Below are 19,831 nucleotides of genomic sequence, written 5' to 3' on the forward strand. Positions count from 1 at the left end.
TGAAAAGATAATTAAAAAATTAAAATTAACCTCAAAATCTAGGTTGAGGTGTGAAATTAGTATAACTCAAATTTGTAAACAAAGAAAATCAAAAACTCTATCAACCTTCTTGGTAGTTAAGACGTTCTGAGTTCCACCAAACTCGCTGATTCTATTCCCTTCTTCCTCTTCTTTCCTGAGAATCATAGCATCGTAGCCCCTCTTTCCCTTTCTTCCCTAGCCCCTAGCCCCTAGCCCCTAGCCCCTTCTTCCTCTGTCCACGACAACGCTGACTGTAACTATGCAACCTCTGAATGCCAAAGAACTCCGAAATTTCACTCCTTCACAACTGACAGCTTTAGAAAAGCATACTGATGAATATGTGTACATTCCCGATCATATTCAACCTCATGGCATTCTCTTAACACTACAAGAACCAGACTTGCAAATTTTGCAAAGCAGTGAAAATGTAGAACAGTTTTTTGGCATCCCAGCAGAAAAATTACTTGGTCAACCTTTGGAATTATTATTTGGTCGCGAACAACTGAATAAAATTAGTGATATCCTGACCAAAGATAACGCAGAAAACTACAATCCACTTGAGCTAAAAGCCAATCGGGTGAGTGTAGAAAAAGAACAGGAATATCAAAGCCAAAGATTTACAGGCGTGTTGCATCGAATTGTTGATGCACTAATATTAGAACTTGTGCCATCCTCCGCTCAAGAAAGTAGTTATTCAACCCATTTTTCTCATTGCTTGCAAGCAGCAATTGTCGATCTGCGGAATGCGATGAATCTCTCCGATTTAGCTCAGATCATTGCTAGAGAAGTAAAGAAAATGACTGGGTTCAATCGCGTTATGGTCTACCGTTTTGAAAGTGATGATTCTGGGGTAGTAATTGCTGAGGCAAAGGAAAATATTATAGAAAGTTATCTAGGATTTCACTATCCAGCCATTGATTTTCCTAAGCAATGCAGATCGTTATTTTGCCACAACTGGGTGCTACAAGTTCCCAATATTAATTACACTCCTGTACAGATTGTTCCTAGCAAACATCCTCTGACAAATCAATTGGTAGATATGAGCAATTGTACGTTAAGAGGAGTTTCTCCATGTCACATTCAATACTTACAAAATATTGGCGTTCATGGATCGATGACAATTTCCTTGATCGATGACAAACGCCTCTGGGGATTAATCGCCTGTCAGCACTATAGCCCTAAATTAGTAGATTATGAAACTCGCAAGGCCTGCGAACTATTAGGAAGATTTGCTTCTCTGGAATTATTGTATCAGCAAGAGAAAGAGTTGCGTCTTTACCGAATGCAAGTCAAGGGTATTCAGGATGAACTTCAGCGGGAATTATTACGAGAAGCGAACTTTATTGAACAGGTTTTGACTAAAAATACGGTGCAATTGCTGGTTTTAGTTCGTGCTTATGGAGCGGCAATTTTGCTGGACGGACAGCTAACTTTAATAGGGCAAACGCCCTCAGAAGCTGAAGTGCAGGAACTGCTAAACTGGTTGGTGCAGCATAACACGGAACGAGTATTTGCTACTAATTTTTTGTCTAATCTCTATCCTACTGCAAAGGAGTTTAAAGATAAAGCTAGCGGGATTCTAGCTATTTCTATTTCCCTCAACCATGTTAAACAAAAGTCTTACCATATTATCTGGTTCCGACCAGAACAATTTCAAACGATCAATTGGGCAGGTAATCCTCAAGCTGCGATCGCAATCGATGAAGTTGGAGAAATACAACCCTGTCCCCGTAACTCCTTTCAACTGTGGAAAGAAATAGTGCAAGAAAAATCTTACCCCTGGCGGGTTGAGGAGCTTCAAACTGCTGCTGAGATGCGAAATACTCTGATGCTAGCAATGTTAGAATTTTCCCAGGCAGCATTAGAACAAGCAGCAGAACGTGCGGCGATCGCCAACCGTGCCAAAAGCCAGTTTCTTGCTAAAATGAGCCACGAATTGCGGACTCCGATGAACGCAATTTTGGGGTTTACGCAAATTATGAGCCGCAGCCAAAATATCCCACCTGAGTTTCAAGAGCATCTAGGAATTATCAGTCGCAGTGGAGAACATTTACTGACCTTAATTAATGATGTTTTGGAGATGTCTAAAATTGAAGCTGGTCAATTGGTACTGACAGAATCTTGCTTCGATATTGTCCGATTCATCCATTCTATTCAGGAGATGTTTGCTCTCAAAGCGTCTGAAAAAGGGTTGATGCTCAGAATTGAACAGGAAATTAACGTTCCTCCCTATGTCTATGGCGATCAGGCAAAACTTCGCCAAATTTTGATTAACTTGCTTAGCAATGCAATCAAATTTACGATTAATGGCAGTATTACTTTGAGGATAAAAGTCATCCCAGAAATAGATGATGCGATCGATTCATCAAAGGTGGAAGCTTTAGGATCTGCGATCGCACTCTATCTTGAAGTTGAAGATACGGGATGCGGTATCGCTTTGTGCGATCTTGAATCCGTCTTTGAAGCTTTTATGCAAACCGAGCGAGGTCGCCATGCTCAAGGAACGGGTTTAGGCCTATCTATTAGTCGTCAGTTTGCTCGTTTGATGGGCGGTGATATCACCGTACAAAGCAGCTTAAATCAAGGCTCAATCTTTACTTGTAAAGCGATCTTACATCGAGCGGAATCCGTCGATCTGATAGAATCTAAAGTTAACCAGCACGTTATCAGTTTGGAAGCGGGACAACCTAACTACCGAATTTTGGTAGCAGAGGATGTTCTAGTAAATCGGCATTTGCTGGTAACACTGCTGGAGTCAGTTGGATTTGAAGTCTGTGCCGTTACCAACGGGATTGAAGCGATCGCCTGCTGGCAAGATTGGCATCCTCATTTGATTTTTATGGATATTGAAATGCCTGAGATGGACGGCTATGAAGCAACTCGTCAAATTCGGGCTAGGGGTGTACAGGATAATGTGGCGATCGTAGCTTTGACGGCCTATGCTTTTGAAGAAGACCGCACTGCCAGTCTTCAAGCGGGATGCGATGACTATATCGCTAAACCGTTCACTGAAACCATACTCTTCGACAAAATTGCACATTATTTGGGAGTCCGTTACTGTTACGCTCAAACATCCCCATTAAGGCCAGAGTTTGCAACTTTAGAACCCAGAACCCTCTCCCCACAAGATTTGAAAATAATGCCGTTAGAGTGGGTTACTCAAGTCAATGAAGCAGCCTTAGATCTCAACGATACGATCCTCCGCCAACTGATTGCTCAAATTCCTAGTGAGAATGAATTCCTATTAGAATCTTTGACCAATCTAGTCGATCGCTTCCAGTTAGAGGCGATTGCAATTCTCACCCAGGCTTAAGGAGATAAATATGAATATTGTACTAAAATCTGCGGCTGAAACAAATATCTTAATCGTAGATGATAACCCCGATAATTTACGATTATTATCAAAAATATTGGAGTCTCAGGGTTACATTGTTCGCAAATCGCTCAATGGTAAAATGGCACTACAGGCTGCCTATCGCGACCCCCCAGATTTGATTATATTAGACATCAATATGCCAGATATGAATGGCTATGAAGTTTGTCAGCAGCTAAAGGAATCTGAAGCCACACAAGACCTTCCCATTATCTTTATTAGTGCCCTCGATCGGGTAAATGATAAAGTTCGGGCCTTTGAAATGGGTGCTGTGGATTACATTACTAAACCCTTTCAAGAGCAAGAAGTGCTGATGCGAGTGAGAAATCAATTACTTATTCAACAGCAATACCACCAACTCATTAAACAAAATCAACTTTTAGAGCAGGAAATCCAAGAGCGTTTGAGAGCTGAAGCAGAGGTAAGGCAGCTATCTATGACTGATGAATTAACAGGCGTATATAACAGACGCGGCTTTTTTTTACTCGCAAATCAGCAGCTAAAAATCGCCAAACGTACACAGATGTCCTGCTGTCTTTTGTTTGCTGACTTAGATGGTTTAAAGAAAATTAATGACTCTTTAGGTCATGAAATTGGAGATAGAATCCTCGCTGAAGCAGCTTACATATTAAAGCAAACCTTTGGTGATTCTGATATCGTTGCTCGCTTAGGAGGTGATGAATTTGTAATATTTATCCCCGCCTGTTCAGTTGATACAGATAACTATCAAACTCGGCTACAAGCAGCTCTCGATCGCTTTAACCAAGAAAACGCTCGTTCCTATCAATTATCTATGAGTATTGGTGTGAAGGAATGCGTTTTAGATAAAAGCATTTCACTAGAACAATTGCTGGTAGAGGCTGATGAATTAATGTACGAACAGAAACGTAGTAAAGGGATTAAGAAGCATTGAATGTAACTACTTAAATAATATGGTTGGATAAATTTTCATAAGGGGATGACAAATTACCAACTACCCATTGCCCGATCGACTTAAGTCTGCGGGTTTTATTTTCAAATCGTAAAAGACTTGCAATAACCCAGAATTATATTGGATTACATCTTTCAAATTAAGTGCCGTTTCTAGGTTAGGATCGTTTACAATTAGCGGTATTCCCTTCCCTAGAATCATAGGGTGAATCGAGAGAATAAGTTCATCGATAAAACCATATTTCAAGAAATAATGAATTGTCTGGCCTCCGCCAACTAACCAAATATCACCGCCCTTCATATTACGCAACTTATGGATAAATTCTTCCAAATTCCCTCCCACAAATTCTACATTGTTATCTTTGGTGCCAGCAAGAGAGTTAGAAAATACAAAACTTTCCTTACCTTTGTAGGGATATTCTCCAAAACCAAGGATTTGTTGATACGTCTTATTACCCATAATTAAGGTGTCAATTTGGGCAAAAAATTGATCGTAACCGTAGTCAGAGTCAGTGAATAACCAATCAACATCCCCTGATGCTCTTGCAATGTAGCCGTCTAGACTAGATGCAATAAACAACCGTATTTTCCGCATAGTTTCATCCCAAATTTATCAGAACTCCCCGATCGAGAGAAATTTTACCTATTCTAAATTTTCAGCACGCCTAGCCGCTAAAAGTGCGATCGCGCCTACCAAAGTTTTATGTTCCTGCACCTGTATCCGAGCGTGTAAGGTTTCTGGCGTATCATCTACCAATACTGGCACTGCGGCCTGCATTAAAATCGGGCCGCTATCAACTTCTAAACAAGCGATATGAACCGTACAACCAGTAATCTTAACTCCGGCTTTGAGTGCTTGTTCCACAGCTCGAATTCCGGGGAAACTAGGCAATAAACTGGGGTGAATATTAATAACTTTTTGGGGGAAAGCATCGAGTAAAACTGGAGTAACAATTCGCATCCAGCCGGCCATAATTACCCATTCGACATTATATTCTTGAAAAGTCTTGACAATTACTGCATCTAACTCTTCGCGGCTAGTGTAGTCGCGGTGGTTGAGAAGAATCGCGAGGACACCAAATTTTTGAGCTCGCGCTCCAACTTTGGCATCGGGATTATTGTAAATTACAACTTGAACTTGAGCGTTGAGTTGTCGATTCGCGATCGCCTCAGCAATTGCCTCAAAATTGCTACCACTACCAGAAGCGAGAATTCCCAGTTTTAACGGGGCTCCCTGTGCAAGCAAACATGGCTCTAAGCTCGGCGAAATCAAACTGGTATTGGAATTAGCTAGTGCAGAAATGGTACTCATGCAGCGAATGATAGAAGCTAATAGAATGAGAATATATTGCCATTATCTCTCGTTAAGGAACTTAAATTAATGTTTGTTAACTATATTCCATTGATGCTCATCAATATGGTAGCAGGACTGTTTATACTCGCATCCTACGTTTACCTGGGACTCGACGGTACGCAGCAAAAACGGTGGATTCCCGGTTTTGGAATGACTGGCGCGATCGCTCTCACAACTGGCTTACACATGATTTTTACTTGGCCTCTTCCCGGTAGCTTTAACATTGCCTTCGGCGAAATGTCAGTTTTATTCGGCATACTTTTTATCAGCGCATCTTTATCTCTTGCCAATGAGTGGGATTTGCTAACTGTGGCTATTTACGCCTTTTTTGCTGGGGTTGCTGCCTTAGTAATTGGTCTGCGAATTCTCAATTTGGGTTTGACTCGGCAGCCCATACTCTCAGCAATAGGATTTATTTTATCAGGATTAAGCGGCATTTGCGCTGCACCTGCGCTTTATCTGCGAACTAATCATACTCTACGGCTAATTGGTAGTATTGTACTCGTAGCTGCTGCTTTAATTTGGGCATTCACTGGCTATACGGCTTATTGGGGTCATCTAGCTGACTATTCTAAATGGGTTCCCTATCCTATGCGGTAGAAATAAAAGAGGGAGGGGATAAGGTAGAAGGTAATAGAAACTAGCGTGTTAGCAGTTAAGAATTGCCGGATTTTTGGAGCAGTTACTATCTCACAGGACTTACGCATTTTAGCGACAGGATCGGGGTTTTAGATTGCTTCGTTTCACTCGCAATGACAGAAAATGGTAGAGGATGCGTAAGTCCTATCTCAGTGCGATGCCTATTTCCCCCTATTTCACTATTATTTAGGACTGGAACCAACAGGACATTTAATTTCCTCTTCTGCACTCTTAGGAGCCCTTGGCATCGCTGGTGGTGTAGTTGATGGTTTATCTGTGCCGCAAGTTAGAGAAACAGTTGTATTTTCATCGTTAACTTTGATCACAAAAACCGCCCCTGTGTAGCTTTTTAGTTCTGCATTCTTGGCTTCAGCAGTCATCATTATGCTGGGAATAGAGCCGCTTTGGGGTACAATTTGATAGCGGTAATTCTGTGTCTCCTTGTCAATGCCTAACCCCAATTCATCAATCTCTGTAGCAAATTTTTCATTCTCGGCATAGAAAGCTTGTTGAGCGCGGTTCATAGAACCAATATATTGTTCGCCTTCTGATTCTCGTCCCTGTCTTCGTTGTGCTGCTAAATCAACTATTTGAGTATTCCGAGGTAAAGCCGTTGTATTAGCCACTTTTTCGAGAAAAATTGCACCAGCACTAAACTCAGTAGGTCTCGATTCTCCCGGACGTAAACCTTCCCATTCTATACGCATTTGACCATCAGGAGTGAACTCAAAAATTGTCATTAAAGTTCCCTCATCACCTGGTGATGTCACGTCAATCTGCATAGGTTGGGTACTCGAATTGATTTTGTAACTCAGTTCAAAGGCACTAACATTTCCGCCAGTAAAAGATGGAGAACCTGAAGAAAAAAACCAGGTCAAATATGAAGGTAGAAGAATAAATATTTTGCCGTCTTGCGTGAAAATAACTGTCAGCGGAATCGGTAAATAATCTTTTAGTCGCCACTGTCCTACAAATTGTGAAGCACGAGAGTTGATTGAGGCGGGATCTTGAGATAGAGTTAAGCTTGGCGGTTGCTGTGCGTAGGCGTAGCCAGCCAGAGGCATCGCACTCATGCCGAGACTCAAAGGTAAGAAGGTAAAGGCAATTAGGAATTTACGAAGGTTGAAGTAGATGTTGCTCATTAAAGTGAAACTGTGGTGTTTACCAGATTTTACCACTTTAGCTTGCTTGTTAACCGTATTGTTCCCAAAAAAAATCCTGTCTCAGAATCGAGTAAATTTTTAAGTCGCAGTATTTACCTTTAGTAAATATATGTTGCCTTAAGATACCTTCAAATTGCATCCCTACTTTTTCCATCACACGAGCTGAAGCAATATTTTCCACTTCACATCTAGCTTCAATTCGATTTAAATTCATTGTCTGGAAGCCAAACTTAATAATAGCACTAACTGCTTCGCTCATATATCCTTGTCTCCAATATTTCCTAGAAAGTGCATATCCAATCTCAGCGCGGCTGTGAAATAGATGACATTCCGCAAATCCACAAGTACCGATCAATTTTCCCTCTCCTTTATGGACAATACCCCAGTCAGTAATCTGGCGATTTTTGTAACGCTCGACGACTATCTTTAGAAAAAATTTGCTATCTTTTATAGATTGATGAGCATCCCAAGTAGTGTATTTTGCCACATCTGGGTCAGAAGCATACTCGAACATATCCTCCGCATCCTCTAAAGTCATCTTTCGCAGGATTAAGCGTTCAGTTTCTAAAGTTTTCAAATTTCGGAATATATCTTGAGTTTCCACTTTTATTTCCTACGATCTTATGATACAATTTAAAATCTCAAAGTTAAAATCTAAAAGCGAATGGTTCCGATTAAGCCTGGGCGTTTTAACTGGCTAGATAATGACACGATCGCAGCTTGGATTTTTCTAGCTCCATCTCTCATATTGCTGGGTACTTTTATCTTATGGCCGATCGTTTATTTATTTTACCTCAGTTTTACTGCTGGTAGTTTTACCCGTTCGGGCGTGCATTTAGTGGGTCTTAACAATTACTCCCGTCTGCTAATTAGCCCGGATTTTTGGCAAGTTATTGGCAACACATTCTATTTTACTGTCGCCACCGTCATTCCCAGTTTAATTATACCTTTAGGCTTGGCAGTATTATTAAATCGGTCATTTGCCTTGCGAGGTTTTCTCCGTACTGCCTATTTTATCCCTTCTATTACCTCCCTAGTTGCGGTTGGCTTAAGTTGGCGGTGGCTATTTCAAACAGATGGCCCCGTTAATAATTTATTAATTTCTCTTGGCTTAAATTCCGTGCCTTGGTTAAATAGTACAATTTGGGCAATGCCAGTGCTGATTTTGTTAAGTATTTGGAAGCAATTAGGCTTCAATATGGTTATATTCATCGCTGGATTGCAAGCAATTCCTATCAACCGTTATGAAGCCGCAGAATTAGATGGTGCTGGCGCTTGGCAGCAATTTTGGCACATTACTTTACCGGGTTTACGACCTACTTTGGTGTTTGTTATTGTGACTACTGCTATTTTTACTCTGAGAAGTTTTGAGCAAGTTTATGTCATCACTGGCGGCGGCCCTTTAAACTCTACTAATTTGCTAGTTTATTACATTTATGACCAAGCTTTTGCTCAATTTGATTTCGGTTATGCAGCAGCGGCGGCAACTTTGTTGATGGTGGGAGCTTTAATGTTAGTTTATTTACAGTTAAAGATGTGGGGTGAAGATTCTTAAGGAAGAAGGAAGAAGGAAGAAGGAAGAAGGAAGAAGGAAGAAAATTTAGTTATCTAGGAGAGATGGGAAGAAGGGGAGAAGCGGAATAGAATCAATGGTTTCAATGAATTTAGAATATCTCACCAATTCAAAAATTTTTAATTTTTAATTTTTAATTTTTAATTTTTAATTTTTAATGCGGTTTGCATGAAAAAGGGGAATCTGGGGATGGTAAGCTATCAACAACCTTTAAATATGTAGTTCAGAGTAAAGTAGAGATGGCCGGATCAACCCAAGTACCTTTGTTATTGCGGGCCGCACGCGGTGAAGTGTTAGAACGTCCGCCGGTGTGGATGATGCGGCAGGCGGGTCGCTATATGAAAGCTTATCGGGATTTAAGAGATAAGTATCCATCTTTTCGCGATCGCTCGGAAAAAACAGACATCGCAGTGGAAATTTCCCTGCAACCCTTTCGAGCTTTTGAACCGGATGGTGTGATTTTATTTTCGGATATTTTGACCCCCCTGCCTGGAATTGGCATTAATTTTGATATCGTCGAAAGTCGCGGGCCGATGATTGACCCGCCGATTCGCTCTGTGGAGCAAATCGAGAAGCTTCACCCACTGGAACCAGCAGAGTCACTCCCTTTCATCCGGGAGATTTTGCAGACTTTGCGGCAGGAAGTGGGCGATCGCTCTACAGTATTAGGGTTTGTGGGCGCTCCTTGGACTTTAGCAGCCTATGCTATTGAAGGTAAGAGCTCCAAAGACTACACTGTGATTAAGGGCATGGCTTTTTCGGAGCCGGCAATGCTGCATCAATTTTTGAGTAAATTAGCAGACGCGATCGCTATTTACGTCCGCTACCAAATTGACTGCGGAGCACAAGTAGTACAGATGTTCGACTCTTGGGCGGGGCAGTTGAGTCCCCAAGACTACGAAACCTTTGCTCTACCTTATCAGCGCCAAGTAGTTGAGCAAGTCAAAGCTACTCACCCAGATACACCTCTGATCCTTTATATTAATGGCAGTGCTGGACTACTGGAGCGGATGCCCAAGTCTGGCGTTGACCTAGTTAGTGTAGACTGGACAGTAGATATGGCCGAAGCAAGAGCTAGGCTCGGTTCTAAAGTTGGGGTGCAAGGAAACATCGATCCTTGTGTATTATTTGGCTCAAAAGATTTTATTCGGGAACGCATTCTCGAAACCATTCGCAAGGCAGGAAACAAAGGCCACATCCTGAATTTAGGACACGGTGTTTTGCAAAATACACCAGAAGAAAATGTTGCCTTTTTCTTTAAAACAGCAAAACAAGCTGACAAATTACTTTCTTAGAACTTACGCACGGACAACATAATTCTGTCATTGCGACCGTAGGGAAGCAATCTCAAACTACGTTTTTCTGTCATTGCAACCGTAGGGAAGCAATCTCAAACTACGTTTTTCCTACTTAGTGCGTAAGTCCTGTTTCTGTCTCCACCTGACATAAGTAAGGGAAGGTAGGAGAGATGAAAGAGAAGGGGAGTTAAAAGTATGAGGAAGGTAAACCCTCCCCATCCTCCCCATCCTCCCCATCTCCCCAATCTTCCCATCTTCCCATCCTTCTTCTCCCTTCCTGCAATGAAACCCAAGCGGATTTTCGTGACAGGTGCTAGCGGCTGCATTGGTCACTATATCGCCGAAACCCTGATCCAAAATACAGACCATGAATTGTATCTGCTAGTCCGTAACCCGGACAAGCTAGGTTTTGACTTGAATGCTCGTCCTGGCATCAATATAATTCAAGCTGACTTGCGAGATGTGGATAAATTGACAGATTTGTTAAAAACAATGAATGTGGCAATTCTCGCTGCAACAGCTTGGGGCGGCACGCAGGAGGTTTTTGATACCAATGTTGTTAAAACTCTGAAGTTAATAAAGTTACTTTCGCCACAGACTTGCCAGCAAGTTATTTACTTTTCGACTGCAAGTATCCTCGACCATAATAACAATTTACTTAAGGAAGCTGGTCAACTGGGAACGGACTATATTCGGTCAAAATATGACTGTATGTGGCAGTTATCTCGACTTACAGATGTACCTCCGATTACGAGTGTTTTTCCGACGTTGGTATTAGGCGGCGATGCTAATAAACCTTATTCTCACCTATCATCAGGCATACCGGAAGTAGCAAAATGGATTAATGTGATTCGCTGGTTTAAAGCTGATGCGAGTTTTCACTTTATGCACGGTGTGGATATTGCTGAGGTAGTCCGCTACTTGGTGGAACATCCTCCCGCATCTAAAGAAAAGCGAAAGTTTGTCCTGGGAAATCCCGAAATAACAGTTAATCAGGTAGTAGAAGAAGCTTGTGCTTATTTGAATAAAAAAATATTTTTTCGGATTACTCTATCTCCTTGGTTGGCAGATTTATTAATTGTACTGTTCCAGATTCAGATGGCTCCTTGGGATAGATTTTGTTTGGAATATCGCCATTTTAGCTATAAAGAACCTCTGAATCCTCAGAGTCTTGGATTGCCTAGTTACTGCACTAATTTTGCAGATGTTTTAAGAGTAAGTGGGGTTCCAGGTAAGGAATGAGTTGGGTCAATATAAAGGCGATGACTAACCCGGATTTGGTATAACTTTTTCTTTCAAAGCCTCTAAATTATCATAAATTCCCGAAGCTAATTCTTGTTTGATCTAAATGCCATACTCGCTTTTTATACAAGTGTTGATCGAGCTAGACATATAGGAAATAAAGCAAGCAACAACCAATTAATATAATTACTGGAAATGCTACTTTACCCGATAAAATTAATTTTTTAAGCTGCACTTCACTGTTTTGAAACCTGTCTTGATTTCCTACAGTTACTATCAATAGCTCTAAACCAAGTAGGGCGTAAACTAAATAAAACGCATAGTCAAGAGTAACAACGTAACCCACTCCATCAGGTAAAGCATCTAATAAACTCAGATGGAAAAAGACAACAGCTAGTAATAAACCACTCAATACCTCGGCGGAAAGTTGATCGAAAGGAAGAAACAATAACAAGTAAGCCACAGCAACAAAGAACCAAAGAGGTAGCAAGTTTTTGATACTGAAACTGAGTAATTCTCTCTTGATATTGATGACAGCATTGAACTGGGAGTATTCTAAGTCTGATTTAGTAGTAAATTTCCGATAGCCTAAAGTCGAATCATTCACTAAAGTATCCTGAAAAAAAGTTATCCTTTGAGGAGTCCAAGAGGTAATTTCTTTAAAAACCTTCTGTTTCCATTCTGGTGACAATTTGTCTGTGGTAGAATCTCGCATCCCAATTAAGTCTATGGCATAAATTAGCTTATCTCTTGTGAGGTCTGCGTGTCGAAATCTGACAGCTAAACGCTGCTCGTCAAAGGGATAATTGTGAAAATCAAACTCTTCATGAAAATCCGCTTTAACTCTATATATTTTATATTTTACGCCATTTTCTTCTCCTTGCTGTATGGGTTCGCCCAGAGTTAACTTTTCTCCAGAATCTAAACGACTGATCCCGTAGTTACTAAACTCAATTTTTTCGGGACTCAGATTACCTTTATATCCAAACCACAAATAAAAATCCACCACATAGGTTGAGTTTCTCTGGTCTAGATAGCTAACTTCATTGATGTCAAGACCTGTATAAACAATGTCAGTTTTTTGCAGGTATTGTTTGCCAATCTGCAAAATATTACCGTTCTTAATTTCTGCTTCTAGATTATCGGAAACTGTCTCAAGATTTGTGATTTTTTGCAGTTGGGTAAAAGCTGAAACAAGAGATCCTTTGTCAAATCTTCCTATAGCAATAGGGACAACCGCAGTACGTACATCGTCAAAATAAAAGCTTCTCGTTCCTGTTTTAACAGCCTTTTCTGGGCTGTTGATCCTCAGCAAACCCTCTTTAAGCCACTCACGGTCTTCTTTAATGTTTTTCCCGGTAAAAGTTTCTTTTGGTAACTCTTTATAGGTCAATAGAGTCCGATCGATTCCTTCCGCAATTGCGCTGGCAGCATCATAGTAAGCAGCAGCAGACCAACCTGGAGCATTTCCGTAAACCTCTTTAAATGTTGTTCTAAATTGTTGAGTTCGATCGTCAGCAACATCATAAATGATGGGAACTGTGGCATAAAGACCGTTAGTAAAAAAACCAGGAATTTTCTGTTCTTCAGGTAATTTGGCAAAATTTTGAGCAATAATCACATCACCTATATCATCACCACCAAACAGGGGAATGTTCAGATTACTATTTTTGAGTTCAGGAATCAATGTAATCACTTGATCGCGATTAGTAGCCAAGACAATAGCTTGCGGCACTTTACCAAGTTTTTTTAGTTCCTGCAATTCCTGAATAATCATCCTATCTGTGGCTTGACTTTGTTTTTTTGGTAGCTCCCACTTGCTTATTATCTCTCCTCCCAATTCTCTAAAAGTCGCATCAACAGTTTGACCTAAGCCTAAACCATAAGCATCGTAGCCGTGAATGATGCTTATTTTTGAATACCCCATCACCTTTTTCAGGTAATTGGCGATAAATCTGCCCTGAAAGCTATCGGCAAAAATTGTGCGAAAATACCAATTATTATCTTCGGTGACTGCATTAGCAGTAGCAGAACCGCTGATCGCTGGAATACCAGTATCTTGATAAATTTTCCCCGCTGCTTTGGATATGCTACTGGAATAGTGGCCAATAACGGCGACTGCTTTTGATTGGACAATATCTTTAGCTATTTTCTCCGCGACATTTACTTTCCCTTGGTCGTCATAGATATCTAACTTCAATAATTTGCCTTGAATTCCGCCGTTTCTGTTTGCCTGGTCGATGTAGAGCTGCACTCCTTGAACCAATGACCTGCCTACTTTTTGGGTTACTTCCTCTACATTACTTAAGGGAGCCGCGATCGCTATAGTTATTTTTTCTTGATTGAGTTTGCTAAAGGTAGCAATAAATACAATTACCATCAGCGTTAAGAGTGCTGTGGCAAGCCAAACGATTGCTTTTTTTCGACGCATATTTACTCCGTACTCTGTAAGAATAAAAATGTAAAGGAAGTATTTTATCAATACTGATTTGATTGCTATAGCAGGAGGCAGGAGGCAGGCATCTTTTTAGCCATCCCGATCTTATCCCTCTTTTGTCACTTTCGGGAGATAATTGTCTGGAACTACTCGTTTGTAAGGCTTTCGCCTTGCGAACCATAAACTATTGAGAATGGCTAAAATCCAGCGATCGCAAGGCGAAAGCCTTTTTCTCTGCTCGAAGTGACAAAAGAGGGTTATGTTTAATTAGGTGGATTTACTTATCAATTCCAAATTGATGCAGAACTACCAGAACTGCGATCGCTAGCGAGTTCCTCGTTATCTGTTTGCGTAAATTCTGAATTAGCAATTAGCAATTAGCAATTAGCAATTAGCAATTAGCAATTAGCAATTAGCAATTAGCCATTAACCTTATTTTTCCCAATAACCCGATAAACATCTACAGTTTGATGCTTACCCTTCAAAGCTAAAGGCCCCCAGTGTTCTACCAAAAACTCTCCCCGAATGTGAGTTAAAGTTTGATGAGCAATTAAAACCCGACAAGTACCATATTGGCGATCTTTTTCGCAGCTTTCCAGCCGAGAAGCGATATTAACACTGTCTCCCAAAAGTCCATATTCCGATCGCTCTTTTCCTCCTAAACTACCAGCGACTATTGGCCCGGTGAAAATCCCAACTCGCATTTGAATCACTGGTAACTTTCGCTGCTGCCAATCCTGATTGAGTGCATGAAGGCGATCGCCCATAGTCAAAGCGCAAGAAACGGCGGCCCTAGCATCCTGTGCAATCTCCTTCGGTGTCGTGCGAGGAATGGGTACGCCAAATGCTGCCATAATGCCGTCCCCTGTAAACTTATTAATAATACCGTGATGGCTTTGTACTGCTTCAGTCAAAACACTGAGATATTCATTCAGCCACTCCATCAACTTTTCTGGTGGCATTTGTTCCGAAATCGTGCTGAAATCCTTAATATCAGTAAATAGCATCGTCGCTACCAACTTTTGCCCCGGCAATTTACCATCTTCAATTAGGCGATCGCGACTTTTCCACAATACCGCCGCCACTTCTGGGGAAGTATTCTGCCCCAACAACCGCATCACAGTTTTTTGCTGCTGCTGCACTTGATGGGCTCGATAAGCTACCACCGTTGCGCTTGTACAAATAAAAGCCAAAGCAGGAGTAGCTACGGGAACCCATTTATAGTCAATGAATAGCGCCAAACCCATAGCGCAGAGGATACCTAGCAGCGTTGGGCACCCCAGAGCAAAGGCCAGAGGATGGCGGCTACACCATGCTAGACTGCTGCCAACCAATGCCCAAGAACCAATCCAGAGCATTTCTACCCATTCTGGCCAAAACCCGAACAAAGGGCGATCGCCCGCAACTGCATCCAAAATCTGGCTGACCATTTGAGCGTGAACTAGCACCCCTGGCATTTTCGGGCTTGTTTCCTTAGCGGGACTATAGGGCGTTAAAAACAAATCTCTGCTACTGGGGGCTGTAGTGCCAATTAGCACAATTTTGCCTTTCACCAATTTGGGATCGACCTGACCATACAATAGCTGGGAGATGTTGATTTGTTGCGCTCCAGAGTCGTGAGAGCGGTAATTAAGCAGGATTTGATATCCTTTATCATCAATATTTTCATACCCTCCAGAATTAGCTTTTAAAGGCAGAAAACTTGCTTTCCCCCAATAGATCAGATTCTTATTATCCGGGTCATTTTGGGGAATGATGTTCCGAGCAGACAGATAACTCATCGCCAGCCGTAGGGAAAATGAGAAGTCTTTTCCACCAAACATTAAATTACGGCGTACAGTACCGTCGGGGTCAAGTACAATGTCGTTAATGCCGATGCGTTCTGGAGGTACTCCAGGGGGTGCTGGAATTCCCAAAGATGGATCGTCACCGAGATTTTTAATGGCGATGATTTTCGGAGACTTAAGGATGGCCGTAAGTCTTTTATTTCCAGGTTCGTAGGGGATCTCTCGGTACAAATCCATACCAATAACTTCCGGTTGAAACTGGGATAATTTTTCCAACACTCGGGCGATGACTTCATCGGAAAGGGGCAGTCGATTGAAAACTTTTTTATCATCCTCTGTGATCGTGACTACTAGCAGGCGCGGGTCTGGCCCCAGGTCGGGTTGAAGTCGCACCATTGAGTCGAAAACCATCAATTCTAAGGTTTGCAAGCCTCCGATCTGACGCACTCCGAATACAAAACCTGTCACGGCTACAGTTGCGATCGCCACTGCATATAGCCCTGTGAAGTCTGGCCATTTTTTAATCAACCGGGGAAACTTTATTTTCACGATCGCCCTGGATATGAAACAAAACCCTACTGATGCTGACGATCGGCTTGGGTTTCTCGTTACGGCGCAGCGCAAGCCTGCAATTAACAATTAAAAAATAAAAATGAACTCTCACCAATTTTAATTTTTAATTATTAATTTTTAATTTCCCTTTCAATTAGTCATTGCCCGGATTTTTGCCCTGTTAATCGTTCAATTCTATCTAAAGCCGTGCTTTCTCCTACTTTGTCCCCCGTGTCTTGGGCGATCTGCAAGGCTCGCTGATAGGATTCTAGAGCTTTGGGGGACTGACCCAGGCTTTCGTAAATGGCACCCATGTTGTTGAGCAAGCGTCCGACGCTGGTTTGGTCGCCAATCGCTTCTAGCATCACTATAGCCTGTTGGAAATAGATCAGAGCTTGAGAATCTTTACCGAGCTTGCGATAGGTGAGCCCCATGTTGTTTAAAAGCCGTCCGACACCTGCGCGATCGCCAATTTCCCGACGAATTGCTAAAGCTTGCTGGTAAAATTCTAAGGCTCTGGAATACTGACCCATGTTGTAATAAATGCCGCCCATGTTGTTGAGGGTGCGGCCTAAGTCGCGGCGATCGCCAACTTCGGTGCGAATTGTCCGCGCTTGCTGGTAAAACTCTAGGGCTTTGGGGTATTGACCTTGGTCGCCGTAAACTGCTGCTATGTTGTGGAGAGATTCTCCCTCTCCAGCGCGATCGCCTTCAGCTTTTGCTAGCTGCAAAGCTTGTTGATGCAGTTGCATCGCTACAGAAAGTTTATCCCCAGCGCGGTTAACCACGCCGATTAGATTCAGGGTATGACCAATGTTGCGGCGATCGCCTATTTCCCGATTTATGACCAAAGCTTGCTGCAAAACTTCCATTGCTTTGTCATATTCCCCCATGTCAGTGTAAACTTCACCGATACTATTGAGGGTTGCTCCCACACCTTTCTTGTCCCCTAGTTGTTGGCGGATTGCCAAAACTTGTTGATAAGTTTCCACCGCATTTTGAAATTCACCTTTGCGGTATTGCTCAGCACCCTTTTGAGAAAGTTGGTTTGCTTCTGTTTTGCGGTCTGTGGCGGCGATGGGACTAACATCCCCTGGAATTGGCGCAAAGGCGATCGCGCTCGATCTTTCCCCTCCAGTCAGTACAGGTGAGATGGCGATCGCAATAGCTGCGAGATAACGGAAGTGGTGATGGCAATACACCAAGTGAATCCTCCTTTAGCAAGATGTAAATTTTACGATTGAGTCTTCTGCCAATTTCTACATCTTTCGACTGAGAACAACCGGGAATATTAGAGTCAGTCTCGATCGTAAATACACCCTAGCAAACTCAGACTAAAACTTGCCACTAATTGAAAATTCAAATTTTAAAATAGGTGTTGCCTAAGCTTTTCTGAGAATTTTGTCAAGAGGAGGTAGAAGTCAGCTTAAATGCGCCCTAGCAAAACAAGCAATTACTCAAACATTCCAGGGAAACTCTAGTAATGAATACCCTATAGTATATAGTATTTTTGGGTAATTTCTGCTTAAATCCTGAGTTAATCAAAGATATGGATGATAACACTTGGAAAAACGATTGCAACTGGTTAGAGTCTATAATCCGCAATTCTGCTCCTTTCTCTGACGGGTGGACAAAGGCACGGATCGTACAGCTAGCTTATCCCGATCCCTCTGGCACTGCCAGTCCAACTACTGAGGAAATCGTCACTAGATTGCGATCGCTATGCGATTTGAAGCAGTATCCCATGTTTGCCGAAAAAGTGAATGTAGATTATGTAATAAACACTCTCAACCGTTGGCATAATCGCCAATTTACTCAAGCTTTCAGTCGCAATTTCGAGATTTACGCCGATTGCGAGCATCCTAATATATTTTTAGTCACCAGCACTGCTAGCACTTCTCTAAATATAGACCGAGAACTGCCACCAAAGCGTTTTCGACCTCTATTTAATGTTGATGAATTAGCTCAGATCGTCTTATCTTCTGGATGCGAACGCTTAACGATGCGAATTCACGGCTATGCGACTCCTGGATCTATTTTCTATAATAATTTTATTAATGAAGCCGAGTCATTAACTCTCAAAGATCCGATTAAAAATATCGCGACTTTGGAAGAAAATCATTTTTATATTGGCTATCACTGGCCGAGCGAAAAACCGCTTGTCAGTCCCGGACTCTGGGCTGACTATCGCTATAATTGGGGAATTATCCTCAAATTTTTGATTGTCCTCGGTGTTTTAACATTTATTTCTGGTTCCTTGTTATATTTTCTGCTTAAACTGTTAGTAGTACCTCTACTTTTATCTTTTGGTTACTTCCCAGAATTAGCTAACTTTTGGCAATGGCTAAAGTTTCGGGAGACAGCAGAATTGGCAGTACAATGGCATTGGATTATTGTCACCGTATTTATGCTCTCCCTGTTAGTGGTACAAATGATGCGGATCATTGTTTATCAGCGCGATCGCTATCGGGCCATTCACTACGGAGCTCCCGATTTTTCTGAATTCTTTTGGCGGCTGGATCGAGCATTAGGAATAGATGAAAATCAATCAGTCAAGGCTAAATTTTCTAATCGATCGGGGAAGGTAGAAGCAGAAAGTGAGGACAAAAAAGAAGCTAAAGCAGCTAAGAGTAATTCTAGAATTGCTGTCAATTTAATGGGACACAGTTTAGGTGCTTTGGTAGTGGTCAATTCCTTACGAATTTTGTCTGATAGATTTGGGAAAGATGATATAGACGTAGATGATAAGCGAGAGATTGGAGATTATTTAATATTGGATAAATTAATTATGTCTGCACCAGATATCCCTTTAGAGTTTTTGCGGGAAGGACGTAATAATTATGTACGTTCAGCTATTCTTCGTTGTCAGAAAATTTATTTATTTTCCAGCGATCGCGATATTGTTCTCCGCTATCTTTCTACTCTAGCTAACTGGTGGGTTGAACCCAGTTTAGAAATGTCTGGCTTGCGGTTGGGAAATATTTATCTAAAAGAAGTAAATGAAGGATCGAAACCAGTAAATAAATCGGAAGATACGACCAAAAGTTATGCACCTTACATTCGCATTATGGTTCGTTCTCAACTAGCAGCTAACCCCACTTCGGCTTATGAGTTATTTGAAAAATTCAACTATATCGATTGTTCGGAAATGAGAGGAGTCAATAGCGTAAAATTGCCTTTAAACAAGTTTACAAGTCTCGCCATTGACTTGATTAATATAGTTTCTTTCTTATTCGGTAAAATTGATGCTCATGGAGGATATTTTTGGACTGAAACTCCCAGTTTTGCTGTGGTTAAGTTTTTGCTAACAAATCAGCACATTTCTGAGGAAGAGATGGAAGCTGGAATTAACAGTTTGATTGACAATTCTATCCGCTTTTGGCCGAGTCAGCCATTGCTTTGTAAGAAGTGATTGGTAATGGCTAATGGCTAATCGCTAATTGCTAATGGCTAATGGCTAAT

At 41.6% G+C, this 19,831-nt stretch carries 14 protein-coding genes; 7 read left to right on the forward strand and 7 right to left on the reverse strand.

Annotated features, from left to right (window positions below; all coding sequences use genetic code 11):
* The first annotated feature begins 280 nt into the window (after positions 1-280).
* Together OSCI_RS15160 and OSCI_RS15165 are read left to right on the forward strand one after the other, a co-directional pair.
* On the forward strand, positions 281-3,334 hold the full coding sequence (locus tag OSCI_RS15160; RefSeq protein WP_007355888.1) for a response regulator: 3,054 nt from the start codon (positions 281-283) through the stop codon (positions 3,332-3,334).
* 10 nt (positions 3,335-3,344) lie between these two features.
* A complete protein-coding gene (locus OSCI_RS15165) occupies positions 3,345-4,307 on the forward strand; it encodes a GGDEF domain-containing response regulator (RefSeq protein ID WP_007355889.1) in 963 nt (320 codons plus the stop codon).
* Between the two features lie 60 nt (positions 4,308-4,367).
* On the opposite strand, the gene OSCI_RS15170 is transcribed toward OSCI_RS15165, so the two are convergent.
* Positions 4,368-4,919, reverse strand: coding sequence for a dihydrofolate reductase family protein (locus OSCI_RS15170; RefSeq protein WP_007355890.1), 552 nt, complete (start codon positions 4,917-4,919; stop codon positions 4,368-4,370).
* A 48-nt stretch (positions 4,920-4,967) separates the two neighbouring features.
* Positions 4,968-5,636 (reverse strand): phosphoribosylglycinamide formyltransferase, encoded by a 669-nt coding sequence (gene purN, locus OSCI_RS15175; protein ID WP_007355891.1) that lies wholly within the window; start codon positions 5,634-5,636, stop codon positions 4,968-4,970.
* Positions 5,637-5,705: 69 nt separating this feature from the next.
* Between purN and OSCI_RS15180 the strand changes: the two genes are divergently transcribed.
* On the forward strand, positions 5,706-6,278 hold the full coding sequence (locus OSCI_RS15180) for a DUF981 family protein (protein WP_007355892.1): 573 nt from the start codon (positions 5,706-5,708) through the stop codon (positions 6,276-6,278).
* Positions 6,279-6,499: 221 nt separating this feature from the next.
* On the opposite strand, the gene OSCI_RS15185 is transcribed toward OSCI_RS15180, so the two are convergent.
* On the reverse strand, positions 6,500-7,495 hold the full coding sequence (locus OSCI_RS15185) for a type IV pilin-like G/H family protein (RefSeq protein WP_019486858.1): 996 nt from the start codon (positions 7,493-7,495) through the stop codon (positions 6,500-6,502).
* A gap of 13 nt (positions 7,496-7,508) precedes the next feature.
* On the reverse strand, positions 7,509-8,084 hold the full coding sequence (locus OSCI_RS15190; RefSeq protein ID WP_007355894.1) for a GNAT family N-acetyltransferase: 576 nt from the start codon (positions 8,082-8,084) through the stop codon (positions 7,509-7,511).
* A 60-nt stretch (positions 8,085-8,144) separates the two neighbouring features.
* Here OSCI_RS15190 and OSCI_RS15195 point away from each other — a divergent pair, with 60 nt between their 5' ends.
* The 3 genes from OSCI_RS15195 (at position 8,145) to OSCI_RS15205 (ending at position 11,593) form a co-directional block, all read left to right on the forward strand.
* On the forward strand, positions 8,145-9,035 hold the full coding sequence (locus OSCI_RS15195; protein ID WP_007355895.1) for a carbohydrate ABC transporter permease: 891 nt from the start codon (positions 8,145-8,147) through the stop codon (positions 9,033-9,035).
* A 257-nt stretch (positions 9,036-9,292) separates the two neighbouring features.
* Positions 9,293-10,348 (forward strand): uroporphyrinogen decarboxylase, encoded by a 1,056-nt coding sequence (hemE, locus tag OSCI_RS15200; protein ID WP_007355896.1) that lies wholly within the window; start codon positions 9,293-9,295, stop codon positions 10,346-10,348.
* A 285-nt stretch (positions 10,349-10,633) separates the two neighbouring features.
* Positions 10,634-11,593: an NAD-dependent epimerase/dehydratase family protein gene (locus OSCI_RS15205; protein ID WP_007355897.1), complete on the forward strand. Its 960-nt coding sequence runs from the start codon at positions 10,634-10,636 to the stop codon at positions 11,591-11,593.
* A 142-nt stretch (positions 11,594-11,735) separates the two neighbouring features.
* Here the strand turns inward: OSCI_RS15205 and OSCI_RS15210 are convergent, their stop codons facing one another.
* The 3 genes from OSCI_RS15210 to OSCI_RS15220 all read right to left on the reverse strand — a co-directional run bounded on the left by OSCI_RS15210 (position 11,736) and on the right by OSCI_RS15220 (position 17,571).
* Positions 11,736-14,024: an ABC transporter substrate-binding protein gene (locus tag OSCI_RS15210; protein WP_007355898.1), complete on the reverse strand. Its 2,289-nt coding sequence runs from the start codon at positions 14,022-14,024 to the stop codon at positions 11,736-11,738.
* A 425-nt stretch (positions 14,025-14,449) separates the two neighbouring features.
* On the reverse strand, positions 14,450-16,366 hold the full coding sequence (locus tag OSCI_RS15215) for a CHASE2 domain-containing protein (RefSeq protein ID WP_019486836.1): 1,917 nt from the start codon (positions 16,364-16,366) through the stop codon (positions 14,450-14,452).
* Between the two features lie 161 nt (positions 16,367-16,527).
* Positions 16,528-17,571 (reverse strand): tetratricopeptide repeat protein, encoded by a 1,044-nt coding sequence (locus tag OSCI_RS15220; RefSeq protein WP_007355900.1) that lies wholly within the window; start codon positions 17,569-17,571, stop codon positions 16,528-16,530.
* 347 nt (positions 17,572-17,918) lie between these two features.
* Between OSCI_RS15220 and OSCI_RS15225 the strand changes: the two genes are divergently transcribed.
* On the forward strand, positions 17,919-19,781 hold the full coding sequence (locus OSCI_RS15225) for an alpha/beta hydrolase (RefSeq protein ID WP_007355901.1): 1,863 nt from the start codon (positions 17,919-17,921) through the stop codon (positions 19,779-19,781).
* Positions 19,782-19,831: the final 50 nt, after the last annotated feature.

It is taken from the genome of Kamptonema sp. PCC 6506, from assembly GCF_000180455.1.
GTDB classification, from domain to species: Bacteria; Cyanobacteriota; Cyanobacteriia; order Cyanobacteriales; family Microcoleaceae; genus Kamptonema; species Kamptonema formosum.

Bases quoted from the DNA above. Each gene is read 5' to 3' on its own strand.
- OSCI_RS15160 (WP_007355888.1), top strand. From the start codon at position 281: ATGCAACCTCTGAATGCCAAAGAACTCCGAAATTTCACTCCTTCACAA.
- OSCI_RS15165 (WP_007355889.1), top strand. From the start codon at position 3,345: ATGAATATTGTACTAAAATCTGCGGCTGAAACAAATATCTTAATCGTA.
- OSCI_RS15170 (WP_007355890.1), bottom strand. From the start codon at position 4,919: ATGCGGAAAATACGGTTGTTTATTGCATCTAGTCTAGACGGCTACATT.
- purN (WP_007355891.1), bottom strand. From the start codon at position 5,636: ATGAGTACCATTTCTGCACTAGCTAATTCCAATACCAGTTTGATTTCG.
- OSCI_RS15180 (WP_007355892.1), top strand. From the start codon at position 5,706: ATGTTTGTTAACTATATTCCATTGATGCTCATCAATATGGTAGCAGGA.
- OSCI_RS15195 (WP_007355895.1), top strand. From the start codon at position 8,145: ATGGTTCCGATTAAGCCTGGGCGTTTTAACTGGCTAGATAATGACACG.
- hemE (WP_007355896.1), top strand. From the start codon at position 9,293: ATGGCCGGATCAACCCAAGTACCTTTGTTATTGCGGGCCGCACGCGGT.
- OSCI_RS15205 (WP_007355897.1), top strand. From the start codon at position 10,634: ATGAAACCCAAGCGGATTTTCGTGACAGGTGCTAGCGGCTGCATTGGT.
- OSCI_RS15210 (WP_007355898.1), bottom strand. From the start codon at position 14,024: ATGCGTCGAAAAAAAGCAATCGTTTGGCTTGCCACAGCACTCTTAACG.
- OSCI_RS15225 (WP_007355901.1), top strand. From the start codon at position 17,919: ATGGATGATAACACTTGGAAAAACGATTGCAACTGGTTAGAGTCTATA.